This is a genomic window from Buttiauxella sp. WJP83, assembly GCF_027594725.1.
GTDB classification, from domain to species: Bacteria; Pseudomonadota; Gammaproteobacteria; order Enterobacterales; family Enterobacteriaceae; genus Buttiauxella; species Buttiauxella selenatireducens.
Genome location: NZ_CP110080.1, coordinates 2167345 through 2181742 on the forward strand (window position 1 = coordinate 2167345; position 14398 = coordinate 2181742).

Annotated in this window: 15 protein-coding genes; 8 read left to right on the top strand and 7 right to left on the bottom strand. The window is 51.2% G+C overall.

Translation table 11 applies throughout. The features are described 5' to 3' along the window. Positions 1-192 precede the first annotated feature (192 nt). On the bottom strand, positions 193-984 hold the full coding sequence (fabI, locus tag OH773_RS10050; protein ID WP_064546403.1) for an enoyl-ACP reductase FabI: 792 nt from the start codon (positions 982-984) through the stop codon (positions 193-195). Positions 985-1233: 249 nt separating this feature from the next. Between fabI and OH773_RS10055 the strand changes: the two genes are divergently transcribed. Next, positions 1234-1644, top strand: coding sequence for an SRPBCC domain-containing protein (locus OH773_RS10055; RefSeq protein ID WP_270145322.1), 411 nt, complete (start codon positions 1234-1236; stop codon positions 1642-1644). A gap of 53 nt (positions 1645-1697) precedes the next feature. Here the strand turns inward: OH773_RS10055 and sapF are convergent, their stop codons facing one another. From sapF to pspF, 6 genes are all read right to left on the bottom strand, one after another. Further along, positions 1698-2504: a putrescine export ABC transporter ATP-binding protein SapF gene (gene sapF / locus OH773_RS10060; protein WP_183269358.1), complete on the bottom strand. Its 807-nt coding sequence runs from the start codon at positions 2502-2504 to the stop codon at positions 1698-1700. Beyond that, the gene (sapD, locus tag OH773_RS10065; RefSeq protein ID WP_270145325.1) at positions 2504-3496 is read right to left on the bottom strand and encodes a putrescine export ABC transporter ATP-binding protein SapD; all 993 of its coding nucleotides are present in this window, start codon (positions 3494-3496) and stop codon (positions 2504-2506) included. The genes sapF and sapD overlap by 1 nt, the downstream gene beginning before the upstream one ends. Then, complete coding sequence (gene sapC, locus OH773_RS10070) at positions 3496-4386, bottom strand: putrescine export ABC transporter permease SapC (RefSeq protein WP_183269356.1); 891 nt, start codon at positions 4384-4386, stop codon at positions 3496-3498. Before sapC ends, sapD begins: the two co-directional genes overlap by 1 nt. After that, the gene (sapB, locus tag OH773_RS10075; protein ID WP_270145327.1) at positions 4373-5338 is read right to left on the bottom strand and encodes a putrescine export ABC transporter permease SapB; all 966 of its coding nucleotides are present in this window, start codon (positions 5336-5338) and stop codon (positions 4373-4375) included. Before sapB ends, sapC begins: the two co-directional genes overlap by 14 nt. After that, positions 5335-6987, bottom strand: a complete 1653-nt coding sequence (gene sapA / locus OH773_RS10080; RefSeq protein WP_270145329.1) for an ABC transporter substrate-binding protein SapA — start codon at positions 6985-6987, stop codon at positions 5335-5337. The genes sapB and sapA overlap by 4 nt, the downstream gene beginning before the upstream one ends. Positions 6988-7171: 184 nt before the next feature. Then, complete coding sequence (gene pspF, locus OH773_RS10085) at positions 7172-8155, bottom strand: phage shock protein operon transcriptional activator (protein WP_270145332.1); 984 nt, start codon at positions 8153-8155, stop codon at positions 7172-7174. A 186-nt stretch (positions 8156-8341) separates the two neighbouring features. Between pspF and pspA the strand changes: the two genes are divergently transcribed. The 7 genes from pspA to tyrR all read left to right on the top strand — a co-directional run bounded on the left by pspA (position 8342) and on the right by tyrR (position 14370). Then, entirely contained in the window at positions 8342-9013 is a 672-nt protein-coding gene (pspA, locus tag OH773_RS10090) for a phage shock protein PspA (RefSeq protein WP_270145335.1), read from the top strand. A 55-nt stretch (positions 9014-9068) separates the two neighbouring features. After that, positions 9069-9296 (top strand): envelope stress response membrane protein PspB, encoded by a 228-nt coding sequence (pspB, locus tag OH773_RS10095; protein WP_270145338.1) that lies wholly within the window; start codon positions 9069-9071, stop codon positions 9294-9296. Next, positions 9296-9655, top strand: a complete 360-nt coding sequence (gene pspC / locus OH773_RS10100; protein WP_183269351.1) for an envelope stress response membrane protein PspC — start codon at positions 9296-9298, stop codon at positions 9653-9655. Before pspB ends, pspC begins: the two co-directional genes overlap by 1 nt. Positions 9656-9819: 164 nt before the next feature. Next, on the top strand, positions 9820-10038 hold the full coding sequence (pspD, locus tag OH773_RS10105) for a phage shock protein PspD (protein WP_270145340.1): 219 nt from the start codon (positions 9820-9822) through the stop codon (positions 10036-10038). 123 nt (positions 10039-10161) lie between these two features. Then, on the top strand, positions 10162-11559 hold the full coding sequence (locus OH773_RS10110; protein ID WP_270145342.1) for a YcjX family protein: 1398 nt from the start codon (positions 10162-10164) through the stop codon (positions 11557-11559). Next, the gene (locus OH773_RS10115; protein ID WP_270145344.1) at positions 11556-12617 is read left to right on the top strand and encodes a YcjF family protein; all 1062 of its coding nucleotides are present in this window, start codon (positions 11556-11558) and stop codon (positions 12615-12617) included. Before OH773_RS10110 ends, OH773_RS10115 begins: the two co-directional genes overlap by 4 nt. A 190-nt stretch (positions 12618-12807) precedes the next feature. Then, a complete protein-coding gene (gene tyrR / locus OH773_RS10120; protein WP_270145346.1) occupies positions 12808-14370 on the top strand; it encodes a transcriptional regulator TyrR in 1563 nt (520 codons plus the stop codon). Positions 14371-14398 lie beyond the last annotated feature (28 nt).

Consider the following 14398-nt stretch of genomic DNA (forward strand, 5'->3'; position numbering starts at 1 on the left):
CGGGGGAACCCTGACGGCTTGATTCGCTGCTTTATCCTGGCGTAAGCGCGGGAGGCGACAAAAGAATGATCGGTGATAATAAATATCGGAAAGGTATAACTAAGAAAATTTGCTGTGTGGAAATGAAGGACAAAAGGGGCGTTGGGAAGTGATAACGGGGCGGACAGATGTCCACCCGCGTTGCGAACCGAATTAGTCTTTCAGTTCCAGTTCGTTCATTGCAGCGATGCTGAAACCGCCGTCAACGTGCAGAACTTCACCGGAAACACCGGCAGACAGATCTGAACACAAGAATGCTGCGGAGTTACCCACATCTTCAATGGTCACAGTACGACGAATCGGGGTAACCGCTTCGCAATGTGACAGCATTTTACGGAAATCTTTAATGCCAGACGCGGCCAACGTACGGATTGGACCCGCAGAAATGGCGTTTACGCGCACGCCTTCAGGACCCATCGCGTTCGCCATGTAGCGCACGTTAGCTTCCAGAGACGCTTTAGCCAGACCCATTACGTTGTAGTTAGGGATTGCACGTTCAGCACCCAGGTAAGACAGAGTCAGCAGAGCAGAACCTGGGTTAAGCATTTCGCGACATACTTTAGCCATCGCGACAAAGCTGTAAGAGCTGATGTCATGAGCGATTTTAAAGCCTTCACGGGTAACTGCATTCACGTAGTCGCCATCTAACTGGTCGCCTGGAGCGAAACCGATAGAGTGAACGAAACCGTCAAACTTCGGCCAGGTTTTAGCCAACTCAGCAAACATTGCATCGATGCTCGCATCTTCAGCCACGTCGCACGGCAGCACCAGGCTTGAACCCAGATCGGCTGCGAAGCCTTCAACACGGCCTTTCAGTTTTTCATTCTGGTAAGTGAAAGCCAGTTCAGCCCCTTCACGGTGCATCGCCTGTGCGATACCGTAGGCGATGGAGAGTTTACTGGCGACGCCAGTGATCAGAATGCGCTTACCGGTAAGAAAACCCATAGCTTTGAATCCTTATAGTTTCTGCTTATTTTATGACTGTAAAATCATTAAGTTACGATTGATTAGTCACAATTTTTCAACACGAAAGTGAAATTATATCCCACTCGGCGTCTGTTGTGTCACCTTATTTTTACCACCCTTACTGACTGGTTATCACGTCACCAGAGGTCGGAACAGCCAGAGTATGATTAACGTACTACGCTTTAGGGGATAATTTTTGTGTCCTGGTCACCCAGCATGTGGAGCGTAATGATGAAGATCAATGTCGAAACACGGGTTGACGCACCCGTTGAGAAGGTTTGGCAGGCTTATATCGATCCGGAAGCCATAAAGCAGTGGAATACCGCATCTCCCGACTGGCACACGCCGACGGCTGCAGTAGATTTTCGTGAAGGTGGGCCATTCTCATTTCGCATGGAAGCCAAAGACGGCAGCATGGGTTTTGATTTTGCAGGTGTTTATACCCGAATTGTGCCGTATGAATTAATTGAATATAAATTTGGTGATAGAGAAGCGAAGGTCGAATTTACGCCAGCAGAAAAGGGCGTGGATGTGCGTCTGGAATTCGATCCTGACGGCCAATATCCCGTTGAGCATCAAAAGAACGGTTGGCAGGCGATTCTGGATAACTTTGCGCGTTATGTTGAGGCGCAGTCTTAATGTTTGCAGGGAGGATAGTTTTATCCACCCTGCAACTCATCTGACAGCAGAACCTACCGGTCTTTGCGCCACGCATCTGCCGTCAGTGCCTCGCCAAAGTGGCTGGCAATCAGGCGTTTGGTCAAATCGTGGAGCGGGGAGGCGAGAACATCGGCGGTGCTGCCACGTTCTACCACTTCGCCCTGATGCAACACCATCACCTGGTCGCTGATGTGTTTCATCATGCCGATGTGCTGCGTCACGTAGATATAGGCTATGCCCTGTTTTTCCTGAAGTTCTAACATCAGATTAATCAACTGCGAACGCATCGACATATCGAGCGAGGCGAGCGCTTCATCGGCAATAATGACTTTCGGACGCAGAATTAATGCCCGGGCCAACCCCAAACGCTGCTTTTGCCCAGGAGCTAGCATGTGCGGATAATAACTGGCATGGTCTGGAAGCAACCCTACCATTCTTAGCGTCTCGATAATCTGCTTCTGGCGCGCTTCCGGCTCCAGATTGGTGTTCAGGCGCAGCGGGAAATCGAGGATCTGTGAAATGCGCTGGCGGGGATTCAGCGAAGTGCTGGGATCCTGGAAAATCATACGAATATGCTGGCTACGGTAGGTGTAGTCACCGTAATGCAGCAAATGGTCGTTAATGACCACTTCCCCCGTCGTCGGCTCCACCATTCCAGCGAGCATTTTTGCCAGCGTGGATTTGCCTGAGCCGTTTTCGCCAATAATCGCCAGCGTTTGCTTTTCACGTAAGGTGAAACTCAACGGTTTTACTGCATCGACGTGCTGACGACGGAACAGGCCCGTTCGGTAACGAAACGTTTTACTTAAGTTACGGACTTCGAGTAGCGTTTCGACCATTACTGACTCTCCATATTCAGCGGGAAGTGGCAGGCATAAAGATGTGTTTTAGCCCCGGTCAGGCGCGGTGTTTCGATACATTCACGTTGCGCATAAGGGCAACGAGGCCCGAGTCGACAACCCATCGGCAGATGTTCCAGTAACGGGATGGCACCTGGCATCGTATTCAAGCGGCTTTTATGCGGCATTGAACGGCCAAAGTCGGGAATAGCACGGATCAGCGCCTGAGTATACGGGTGATGCGGCGTGGTGATCAGTTCTTCACTAGGCGCACTTTCCACCGTTTGCCCACAGTACATCACGTTAATTCTATCCGCCCATTGGCTCAGCATCTGCAAGTCGTGGCTTATCAGCAAAATTGTCGTGCTGTTGTACTGATTCAGGCGCGTCAGCAATTTAAAAATCTGCAGTTGCGTCGTCGGTTCCATGGCGTTTGTTGGTTCATCGGCAATCAACAAACGCGGTTGGTTTGCCAGCGCGATAGCGATCATCACCTTCTGGCACTCACCGTCTGTCAGTTCGTACGGATAACTGCGCATCGCATCTTTATGGTCTTTAATGCCGACGCGGTGTAACAGTTCGATGGCACGACGTTTACGCCAGCCAAAACGTTTCCACCAGCGGCCTTTAAACGTCCAGCCGGGGATGTTTTGCATTAACTGGCGACCCACGCGCTCAGAGGGATCAAGACAGGATTGTGGTTCCTGGAAGATCATTGAAACGTTATGTCCAACCAGACGGCGGCGCTCTCGTCCGCTCAGGCGTAACAAGTCGATGTCATCAAAACGCATACGGTCTGCGGTAACGCGCCAGTTGTCTTTCGTGACGCCGCAAATCGCTTTCGCAATCAGGCTTTTACCGGAGCCTGACTCACCGACCAAACCGCGGATTTCCCCTTCATTCAGGGTCATACTTACACGGTCAACGGCCTTGACCCACCCCTCGGAAGTCATAAATTCGATGGTGAGATTTCGGATATCAAGTAATGGCATTATTGCACCCCCGCATTGATTGCGCGGCGTAATCCATCGCCCAGCAGGTTGACCAGTAACACACTGATCATTATAGCCACGCCGGGCAACATCACGGTCCAGGGCGCCACATAAATCAACTCCAGCGCATCACCCAACATCGCGCCCCATTCAGGCGACGGAAGCTGGGCTCCTAAATCGAGAAACCCTAACGCCGCAATATCCAGAATGGCCATGGAGAGTGCGCGGGTGATTTCGGTAATCAGGATTGAGGCGGTATTCGGCATGACCGCAAACCACAGAATATTGAGCGTTGAAGCGCCGTCCAGACGAGCGGCAACGACGTAGTCTTTTTCCAGTTCGTCATGCACAGCGCTATAGACCGAACGCACCATTCGCGGCAGCAGCGCCAGCCACACGGCGAACATGGCGTGAACCAAATGCGGGCCAACAAACGCCACGACGATGATGGCCAGCAGTAGGGTAGGAATCGATAACAACGTATCCAGAATATGGTTAAGAACCGCAGAACGCAGGCCATGTGTGGAGCCCGCAATGACACCCAGAATGATCCCGAATACGGCTGCGGCAAGCGTCACCACAAACGCACCGCCAACGGTCGGAGCTGCACCACTTAACAAGCGGCTTAATACATCGCGCCCAAGGTCATCCGTACCGAGGAAGAACGATACATCGCCATAGCGTGACCAGGACGGTGGCAACAACTGATAACCCAGGAATTGCTGGTCGATACCATAAGGGGCAAAAACGCTGCCAAACACGCACAACAGTACCAGCGCACCGCAACCATACAGGCCAATCATCGCCGTGGTGTCGCCGTAAAATTTTCGCCAGGTCAGTCGCAGCGTACTCGGCGGGCGCTTCTCGCGATAGACGCTATCGTAAGGCATACCATTCCTTATGTGTCAGTGGGTTAGCCATAGCCCCCAAAATATCAGAGATAACGTTCACAATGATGACCAATGAACCAATGACCATCACGCCAGCAGAAATGGCCGTGTAATCTTGTTGACGGATGGCGTTGATAAGCCAACGTCCAAGCCCCGGCCAACTGAACACCACTTCGGTGATCATCGCCAGCGTTAACATCGTTGAAAACTGTAACCCCAGGCGCGGGATCACCGGAGGCAGCGCATTGTGAAGCACGTGGCGATGCAAAATGGTCAGCCGCGATAAACCGCGCGTCGCCGCTGCTTTAATGTAGTTTTGGTCAAACACGTCAATGGTGCTGAGGCGCATTAAACGAATCACTTCCGTGGTCGGGGCGACGGCAAGGGTGGCGACCGGTAAAATCATATGGCGTATGGCGCTGATGATCATTTCGTCACGATAAGGTGAGTCAGATAGCCAGGCGTCAACCAGCGCAAAGCCGGTGACCGACTTCACTTCGTAAAGTAAATCGAAACGGCCTGAGACGGGTAGCCAGCCTAACGTCAGTGAGAAAAACATGGTCAGTAGCAGCGCAAACCAAAATACCGGAATCGAAAAACCGACCAGCGCCAGAGCACTGATAAGCTTATCCTGCCATTTGTTATGCATGATCCCGGCCAGCATTCCCACAGGAATACCGATGAGGAGTGCCAGGCCAAACGCCAGCAAACAGAGTTCCATTGTGGCGGGGAATACGAGACTCAACTGTTCGTTAATCGACTGACCATTAATACTTGATACGCCGAAATCCCAGTGCAGGATACTTTCAAACCAGAATACCCATGCGTTCCACAGCGACGCTCCTTGCAATGGCGCGTGCGGCGTGAAGTAGTTGAGGCTAAAGCCAATAAAGGTTAGAAAAAACAACGTCACCAGCAGCAACAGCAGGCGGCGCAAGGTATAGATGATCATGGTTTTTTCACCTCAACATTTTCACGGAAAACACCCGCAAACGATGCGTTACCAAATGGACTCAGCACCAGCCCTTTAATGTCGTAGCGATAGGCTTGCAGGCGCAGTGATGATGCCAATGGCAGCACCGGTAACTGCTCTGCCAGAATATCCTGCGCTTCCCGGTAAGCCTCAATACGCGACGCCAGTTGTTGAGAAGACAACGCTTTTTGCAGCACTTCATCAAATTCAGGGTTACACCAGCGAGCATAGTTGGTCTGCGAACGAATCGCCGCGCAACTTAGCATCGGGCGAAAGAAGCTATCCGGATCGTTACTGTCTGTGGCCCAGCCCGCGAGGGTAAGATCGTGGTTCATATCCATCAAACGTGCTTCCTGGAAGCGACCTTCGACCGGCACAATAATCACTTTCACGCCAATTTGCGCCATATCCGCCTGAATAAGCTCTGCCGTTTTCAACGGACTTGGGTTCCACGCTTGCGAACTGGTTGGCACCCACAAGCGCAATTCCAGATTATTGAGTCCCAGCGCTTTTAATTGCTGACGGGCTTTGGCGGGATTGTATTCGGTGATTTTGGAGTCGCTGTCATAGGCCCATGATGCGCGAGGCAAAATAGACGCGGCAGTTTCAGCGGTACCGTAGTAAATCGACTGCATCAGGCGCTGGTTATTAATCGCCAGTGCCAGCGCATGGCGAACTTCAGGATTATTTAATGGCGCTTTGTTGGTATTGAACGCCAGATACGCAATATTCATCCCCGAACGCAACGTAAGACGCAAACGCGGATCATCACGCAAAATCGTCAGCTGGCTGGCGGCAGGATAGGCGAGTACATCGCATTCGCCGGTGATAAGTTTCGACAAGCGCCCCGTACCGCCCGAGCCCAAATCCAACACCACTTGCGGCATTAACGGCACACCACGCCAGAATTTAGGGTGGCGCGCGAGGCGAATATACTGCCCGGAACGATATTCACTAATCTGGAAAGGGCCGGTGCCAACCGGTTCGCGGTCCATCATCTCTTTTCGATCGGACTTAGCCAATTGCGCGGCGTATTCTGCAGACATAACGGATGCGTAATGCGTTGCCATATGCCACAGGAACGACGCATCGGGTTTCTCAAGACGGAACTCAACGGTATTGCTGTCCAGTTTACGGATGCTTTTTACGGAGTCAGGGAACTGAAGACTGTCAAAATAAGGGTAATTGCCGCCGTTTACGCTGTGCCAAGGATGGTTGCGGTTAAATACACGCTGGAAACTGAACACCACATCATCGGCATTAAGTGCACGAGTCGGTTTAAACCATGGTGTCGTCTGGAATTGAACATTGGGCCGTAGATGGAAACGGTAGGTTGCGCCGTTATCCAGCACTTCCCAGCTTTCGGCCAACTCAGGTACAAGGCGGTAAGTATAAGGATCAACATCTAATAACCGGTCATACAACTGTGCGGCAAGGGTGTCCACAGTCAACCCGCCACTCGCCATCTGCGGATTAAAGGTGTTGACCTGACCGCTGACACAATAAACAAATCCGCTGTTACGGATATCTGCTGGCTTTTGGACAGGTGTTACCGCTGGGGGAGCAGCAAAAGCTACGCCACTCAGGCAGCTAACTGCCAGTAACAGGGAAGATACAATTGCGCGCATAAGTTTTTGAGTTTTCACGGGTGATAGCCAAAGTGTATCGTACTCTTGAGGGCTTCCCAAAATATGTCAGGCTATTTTGCTTTTTTTATAAACAATGCCTGCAAAAAAGGCAGGGGAATGCTGTTTTTTACAGCGTTTACGGCCTTCAGAGAGCTACCGCGAGCCGTATGCTGGCTCATTTTTATCAGGATTCAGATTGCACAATTTGGTGTTTTTTAAGCAATGCACGCAGCTGATGGTAGGTCAGACCGAGCAAATCAGCGGCTTTACGTTGATTAAATCTCGCCTCTTTGAGGCTTTGTTCCACCAGCATTTTCTCTTGTTCATTTTGCCAGGCACGCAAATCCATCGGTAAAATCTGTTGGTTTTTATCATCCTTCGTGGACGGGGCGGGTTGCCGTGCAAACGGGTCAAGAATGACGTCATCAACGGGCTCATCGCTGGTACCATGGCGATAAACTGATCGTTCCACCACGTTTTTCAGCTCACGAATATTGCCAGGCCAGCGGTAATTAAGCAGCGTTAATTGCGCTTGTTCTGTAAATCCGGGGAACAGGGGAAGCTGTAGCTCGCGGCACATCTGAATCGCAAAATGCTCGGCCATTAACATGATATCGGGTTGGCGCTCGCGTAACGGGGGTAATTTGACGACATCAAATGCCAGCCTGTCGAGTAAATCGGCGCGGAATTTACCTTCTTCTGCAAGTTTTGGCAGGTCCGCGTTGGTTGCGCAAACCAGACGCACATTCACCTGTAACGGCTGACTCCCGCCGACACGCTCCAGTTCGCCATATTCCACCACACGCAGCAGCTTTTCCTGCACCATCATCGGCGCGGTTGCCAGTTCATCCAGAAACAGCGTACCTCCATCGGCACGTTCAAAACGTCCCGGATGACGTTTTTGTGCACCGGTAAAGGCACCGGCTTCATGCCCAAACAGCTCGGAATCCAGCAAATTATCATTCAGAGCCGCGCAGTTAAGTGAAATAAACGGCCCTTGCCAACGGCGTGACAGGAAGTGTAGGCGGTTAGCAATCAACTCCTTACCGGTACCGCGTTCACCAATCACTAACACGGGCTTTTCGAGGGGGGCCAGCCGCGAGACTTGTTCCAGAACCTCAAGAAAACTGTTTGCCTCGCCAATCAGGTTATCTTTGCTATCTGCCATGATTAAATTAACCAATAGTTAGTGAATTTAACCACTATAACCGTTATGGATAATGAGTCAAATTTAATCATTTTCTTTAAAATCAATGAAGTAAAAAGTTGGCATGCCCATTGCAATATGTACTTCGTGAAAGTGTTTCGTGCAAGGTGCCAGGCACCTGAAATAATGACTAAAGAGGATTGAATTATGGGTATTTTTTCTCGTTTTGCCGACATCGTGAATGCCAACATCAACTCACTGCTTGAGAAAGCAGAAGACCCGCAGAAGCTGGTGCGACTGATGATTCAGGAAATGGAAGACACGTTGGTTGAAGTACGTTCAACCTCAGCACGTGCGTTGGCTGAAAAGAAACAGCTTTCCCGTCGTGTAGAACAAGCGATCGCACAGCAAGCTGAATGGCAGGAAAAAGCGGAACTGGCGCTGCGTAAAGACAAAGAAGATTTGGCGCGTGCAGCGTTAATTGAAAAACAAAAAATGACCGACATGATCGCCACCCTGGAAGATGAAATGGTGCATGTCGATGAAACCCTGGCGCGTATGAAAAAAGAGATTGGCGAGCTTGAGAATAAACTCAGCGAAACCCGCGCGCGCCAGCAGGCTCTGACGCTGCGTCATCAGGCGGCATCTTCTTCACGCGATGTTCGTCGCCAGTTAGACAGCGGAAAAATCGACGAAGCGATGGCGCGTTTTGAATCCTTCGAGCGTCGTATCGATCAGATGGAGTCTGAAGCGGAGAGCCACAGTTTTGGCAAACAAAAGAGCCTCGATTCGCAGTTTGCTGAACTTAAAGCAGACGATGAAATCAGCGAACAACTGGCTGCGCTGAAAGCTAAAATGAACAATCAGGATCGTGGTTAATTTTTAGCAACTGCGGCTTATGCCGCAGTTCGCCTGACTTGTAAAAGGAGTACACATGAGCGCGCTTTTTATTGCCATCCCGTTGACGATTTTTGTGTTGTTTGTCGCCCCCATCTGGCTGTGGTTGCATTACAACAACCGTGCTGAAAATGGCGGTCAACTTTCTCAGGGCGAACAACAGCGATTGGCACAACTGACTGACGATGCACGTCGTATGCGTGAACGTATTCAGGCGCTGGAGCAGATCCTGGATGCAGAACATCCGAACTGGAGAGACAAATAATGGTGAATTCATTTTCCGGTCGTAAATTATGGCGTATCCCAGAAAAAGGGATGGTGAAAGGGGTGTGTGCAGGTATTGCACAATACCTTGATGTTCCGGTGAAACTGGTACGCCTGATTACTTTTTTAGCGATGATTTTTGGCCTGTTCTTTTTTGTCATCGTGGCCTACATCGCCCTGACTTTCATCCTTGACCCGATGCCAGCGGGTGCAGACCAGGTAAAGCCGCAACCGACTAGCCGTGATTTACTCGACGAAGTCGATGCCCAATTAGCGGCAGGTGAACAACGTTTGCGTTCCATGGAGCGCTACATAACGTCTGATACTTTCACTCTACGCAGCCGTTTTCGTCAGTTGTAAACCATCCTCACCCTAACCCTCTCCTTGAAGGAGAGGGAATAGACCGGATTTCTCCCTTGAAGGCGAGGGGATGTACATCTTCTCCCTCTCCTGGGGAAGAGGGCCGGGGTGAGGGCGACCTGGCAATATCACAGCAGCATTTCAACACTCGGAGACTCAATCCCATGGCAACATTTCGCACCACGGCGCAGAAAGCCAAACCCGGCTTGAAAATTGTCGGCAAATTAGTGTTGCTGACGGCCCTGCGTTACGGTCCGGCAGGTGTCGCGGGATGGGCGATTAAATCCGTTGCGCGTCGCCCGCTGAAAATGCTGCTGGCGCTGACACTCGAACCACTACTTGCCCGTGTTTTACGTAAAATGTCGGCACGCGTTACAAAGTAAGCTTTTCTCCACGTTTTTGATTTCCCATTCATTTGCCATTGATTCGGCATTAACAACCCATATTTATTACAATCAATGAAGATTCATCCTCAGATGAGGACGGCTATCGCAACCAGGATGCATATGAAAAGAATAAAAAATGAATTTAATGCCCTGATGAACCGGGGTGTGGACAGACATTTACGCCTTGCCGTTACCGGTTTAAGCCGTAGCGGCAAGACGGCATTTATCACCTCGATGGTGAACCAATTATTAAGTGTGCATAACGGTGCGCGTTTGCCATTGCTAAACGCGGTGCGAGAAGAACGCTTACTCGGTGTAAAACGCGTGCCACAGCGGGATTTAGGCATTCAGCGTTTTACTTATGATGAAGGCCTGGCGCAGCTTTATGGCGATCCTCCGAGCTGGCCGACGCCAACCCGTGGCGTCAGCGAAATGCGACTGGCACTGCGCTATCGCTCAAACGACTCGCTGCTACGCCATTTTAAAGACACCTCAACGCTGTATCTGGAGATTGTTGACTATCCAGGCGAGTGGCTGCTCGACTTACCGATGTTGGCGCAAAACTATTTGTCATGGTCACGCCAGATGACCAGCTTGCTGACAGGCAACCGTGCTGAATGGTCAACGGTTTGGCGCAAGTTATGCGAAGGGCTGGACCCACTTGCGCCAGCAGATGAAAACCGCCTTGCCGCGATTTCAGAAGCGTGGACGGAATATTTATTGCAGTGCAAACGTGAAGGGCTGCACTTTATCCAACCGGGCCGGTTTGTCTTACCCGGCGATATGGCGGGCGCACCGGCACTGCAATTCTTCCCGTGGCCGGATGTGGATAGCATTGGTGAATCAAAACTCGCTCAGGCGGATAAAACCACCAACATTGGCATGCTGCGCGCACGATTTGATTATTACTGTGAAAAAGTGGTGAAAGGGTTTTATAAAAATCACTTCCTGCGTTTTGACCGACAAATTGTGTTGGTGGACTGCCTGCAACCGCTCAACAGCGGCCCACAGGCGTTTAACGATATGCGACTTGCGCTGACGCAGCTGATGCAAAGTTTCCATTACGGCCAGCGCACGCTGTTCCGTCGTCTGTTTTCGCCGGTCATCGACAAATTATTATTTGCCGCCACGAAAGCCGACCACGTCACCGTGGATCAACACGCCAATATGGTGGCGCTGCTTCAGCAACTGGTACAGGACGCCTGGCAAAATGCCGCCTTTGAAGGTATCGACATGGACTGTATGGGGCTTGCGTCAGTGCAGGCAACACAAAGTGGTTTGGTCGATGTGAAAGGGGAACAAATTCCGGCGCTACGCGGTAATCGGTTGAGCGATGGCGAGCCGTTGACTGTTTATCCAGGCGACGTTCCGGCGCGCTTACCAGGCAGTGCATTCTGGGAAAAACAGGGTTTTCAGTTTGAACAGTTCCGCCCACAAGCCATGGATGTTGACCGGCCGATGCCACACATTCGGATGGACGCGGCACTGGAGTTTTTAATTGGGGATAAATTGCGATGAACGAACCCTTAAAACCGCGTGTCGATTTCGCGCAACCACTGGATGTGGAAAAAGAACCGAGCTTTAAAGCCGCACATGCTTTTAGCGAACCTGAAGCGGAAAAATTTATTCCTGCCTTAAACTCGCTGGACGAAGTGGAAGACGAAGGACAGGCCGAAGCGGTAATTGAAGCCGCGTTGCACCCCAAACGCAGCCTGTGGAGGCGTATGGTTCAGGTGGGACTTGGACTGTTCGGCGTCAGCGTGGTAGCGCAAGGGATTCAGTGGACGCACAACGCTTTTGTCACGCAGGACTGGATAGCGCTCGGCGGGGGGATTGCTGGAGGGTTGATCATCGCCGCGGGGGTCGGTTCGGTAGCAACTGAATGGCGTCGTTTATGGCGCTTGCGCCAGCGAGCAGAAGAACGTGATGAAGCACGTGATTTGATGCATAGCCACGGCATTGGAAAAGGGCGAGCATTTTGTGAAAAACTGGCGCGTCAGGCTGGACTGGATCACGGACATCCCGCGTTACAACGCTGGTACGCGGCGATTCATGAAACGCAAAATGATCGCGAAGTGGTTGAGCTATACGCCCGTTTGGTGCAACCCGTTCTCGATAACCAGGCGCGGCGGGAAATTAGCCGTTCGGCGGCTGAATCGACCTTAATGATCGCCGTCAGCCCGCTGGCGCTGGTGGATATGGCCTTTATCGCCTGGCGTAACTTGCGGTTAATTAACCGCATTGCCACGCTGTACGGCATCGAATTGGGCTATTACAGCCGTATCCGCCTGTTCCGCCTGGTGCTACTGAACATTGCTTTTGCCGGAGCCAGTGAACTGGTGCGCGAAGTTGGGATGGACTGGATTGGCCAGGATCTCGCGGCGCGACTTTCCACACGAGCCGCGCAGGGGATTGGTGCCGGACTACTGACGGCGCGTTTGGGGATCAAAGCGATGGAGCTCTGCCGTCCGTTACCCTGGATTGACGGTGATAAACCCCGGCTGGGGGACTTCCGTAAACAGTTGCTGGTACAACTCAAAGAAACGATGAGTAAATCATCCACGCAATCTAAATAAACTGGTGGATGTCGCTACATTAATCCCGAAATGGTAGTTTTTCATAGGGTAAATTAGGACTGCGACATCCTGTAACACAAATCTCGCAAACCCCGCATTTATCTGTCAACTTTTCCTGACACATCATATACGTCTGGAGTATTATTGGCGCACTCAATGACTCCGCTTAATGCAATTGAAGGACATCTCCATGCGTCTGGAAGTCTTTTGCCAGGACCGCCTTGGTCTGACTCGAGAATTACTTGATTTACTGGTGCTGCGTAGTATCGATTTGCGAGGTATCGAAATTGATCCCGTTGGGATTATCTACCTCAATTTTTCCACTCTGGATTTCGATTCATTTAGCAGCCTGATGGCTGAAATCCGTCGAATTCCTGGCGTGAGAGATGTACGCACGGTGCCATGGATGCCGTCAGAGCGCGAACATCGCGCCCTGAGCGCCTTGCTGGAAGCGCTACCAGAGCCGGTTTTGTCGCTGGATCTGAAAAGTAAAGTTGAGATGGCGAACCCGGCAAGTTGCGCACTGTTTGGGCAAAACGAAGATAAATTGCGTAACCATAACGCAGCCAGCCTGGTAAACGGTTTTAACTTTATGCGTTGGCTGGAAAGCGCGCCGGTGGAGTCGCATACCGAACATGTCGTTATCAACGGGCAAAATTTCCTGATGGAAATCACGCCGGTTCATTTAGATAACGAAAACGAAGGGACTTCGCTTGTCGGTGCGGTGGTGATGCTGCGTTCCACGGTGCGTATGGGCCGCCAACTGCAAAATCTTTCTAATACCGATGTGGGGGCATTCAGCCAGATTGTCGCCGTCAGCCCTAAAATGCGCCATGTCGTTGATCAAGCGCATAAGCTGGCGATGCTCAATGCACCGTTACTGATTGTGGGCGATACCGGTACGGGTAAAGATCTGCTGGCACATGCCTGCCATCTTGGCAGCCCACGTGCGCAAAAACCTTATCTGGCACTGAACTGCGGTTCGATGCCAGATGATGTGGTTGAAAGCGAGCTGTTTGGCCACGCGCCTGGCGCTTATGCTAATGCCGTCGAAGGTAAAAAAGGCTTCTTTGAACAGGCGAACGGTGGCTCTGTTCTGCTGGATGAAATTGGTGAAATGTCACCCCGCATGCAGACTAAATTGCTACGTTTCCTCAACGATGGAACATTCCGTCGAGTGGGGGAAGAGCATGAAGTGCATGTTGATGTGCGCGTGATTTGCGCCACGCAAAAGAACTTGATTGAGATGGTGCAAAAAGGGGAATTCCGCGAAGATCTCTATTATCGTCTGAACGTTCTGACTCTGAATCTACCGCCGTTGCGAGACAGGCCGCAAGATATCATGCCGCTGACTGAACTGTTTGTTGCGCGATTTGCCGATGAGCAAGGGGTGCCGCGTCCAAAACTGGCTAATGATTTGAGCAACGTGCTCACGCGTTACGGTTGGCCGGGTAATGTGCGTCAGTTAAAAAATGCGATTTATCGCGCATTAACGCAATTAGAAGGTTACGAGCTTCGCCCACAAGACATTCTGCTCCCTGATTTTGATACAGCGAGTTTGGTGGTTGGGGAAGAGGCGATGGAAGGATCGCTGGATGATATTACCAGCCGCTTTGAACGTTCAGTGCTGACGCAGCTTTATCGCACCTATCCAAGTACGCGTAAGCTGGCTAAACGCCTTGGCGTTTCGCATACCGCGATTGCGAATAAATTGCGTGAATATGGATTGAGCCAAAGAAAAACAGAAGAGTAACAACAATGCCCCCGGTTCTCGGGGGCAT

Coding starts and splice junctions, on each gene's coding strand:
- OH773_RS10110 (WP_270145342.1), top strand. CDS start 10,162: ATGAAAAGAATAAAAAATGAATTTAATGCCCTGATGAACCGGGGTGTG.
- OH773_RS10115 (WP_270145344.1), top strand. CDS start 11,556: ATGAACGAACCCTTAAAACCGCGTGTCGATTTCGCGCAACCACTGGAT.
- sapC (WP_183269356.1), bottom strand. CDS start 4,386: ATGCCTTACGATAGCGTCTATCGCGAGAAGCGCCCGCCGAGTACGCTG.
- pspD (WP_270145340.1), top strand. CDS start 9,820: ATGGCAACATTTCGCACCACGGCGCAGAAAGCCAAACCCGGCTTGAAA.
- pspA (WP_270145335.1), top strand. CDS start 8,342: ATGGGTATTTTTTCTCGTTTTGCCGACATCGTGAATGCCAACATCAAC.
- sapA (WP_270145329.1), bottom strand. CDS start 6,987: ATGCGCGCAATTGTATCTTCCCTGTTACTGGCAGTTAGCTGCCTGAGT.
- sapB (WP_270145327.1), bottom strand. CDS start 5,338: ATGATCATCTATACCTTGCGCCGCCTGCTGTTGCTGCTGGTGACGTTG.
- pspB (WP_270145338.1), top strand. CDS start 9,069: ATGAGCGCGCTTTTTATTGCCATCCCGTTGACGATTTTTGTGTTGTTT.
- tyrR (WP_270145346.1), top strand. CDS start 12,808: ATGCGTCTGGAAGTCTTTTGCCAGGACCGCCTTGGTCTGACTCGAGAA.
- fabI (WP_064546403.1), bottom strand. CDS start 984: ATGGGTTTTCTTACCGGTAAGCGCATTCTGATCACTGGCGTCGCCAGT.
- OH773_RS10055 (WP_270145322.1), top strand. CDS start 1,234: ATGATGAAGATCAATGTCGAAACACGGGTTGACGCACCCGTTGAGAAG.
- sapD (WP_270145325.1), bottom strand. CDS start 3,496: ATGCCATTACTTGATATCCGAAATCTCACCATCGAATTTATGACTTCC.
- sapF (WP_183269358.1), bottom strand. CDS start 2,504: ATGGTCGAAACGCTACTCGAAGTCCGTAACTTAAGTAAAACGTTTCGT.
- pspC (WP_183269351.1), top strand. CDS start 9,296: ATGGTGAATTCATTTTCCGGTCGTAAATTATGGCGTATCCCAGAAAAA.
- pspF (WP_270145332.1), bottom strand. CDS start 8,155: ATGGCAGATAGCAAAGATAACCTGATTGGCGAGGCAAACAGTTTTCTT.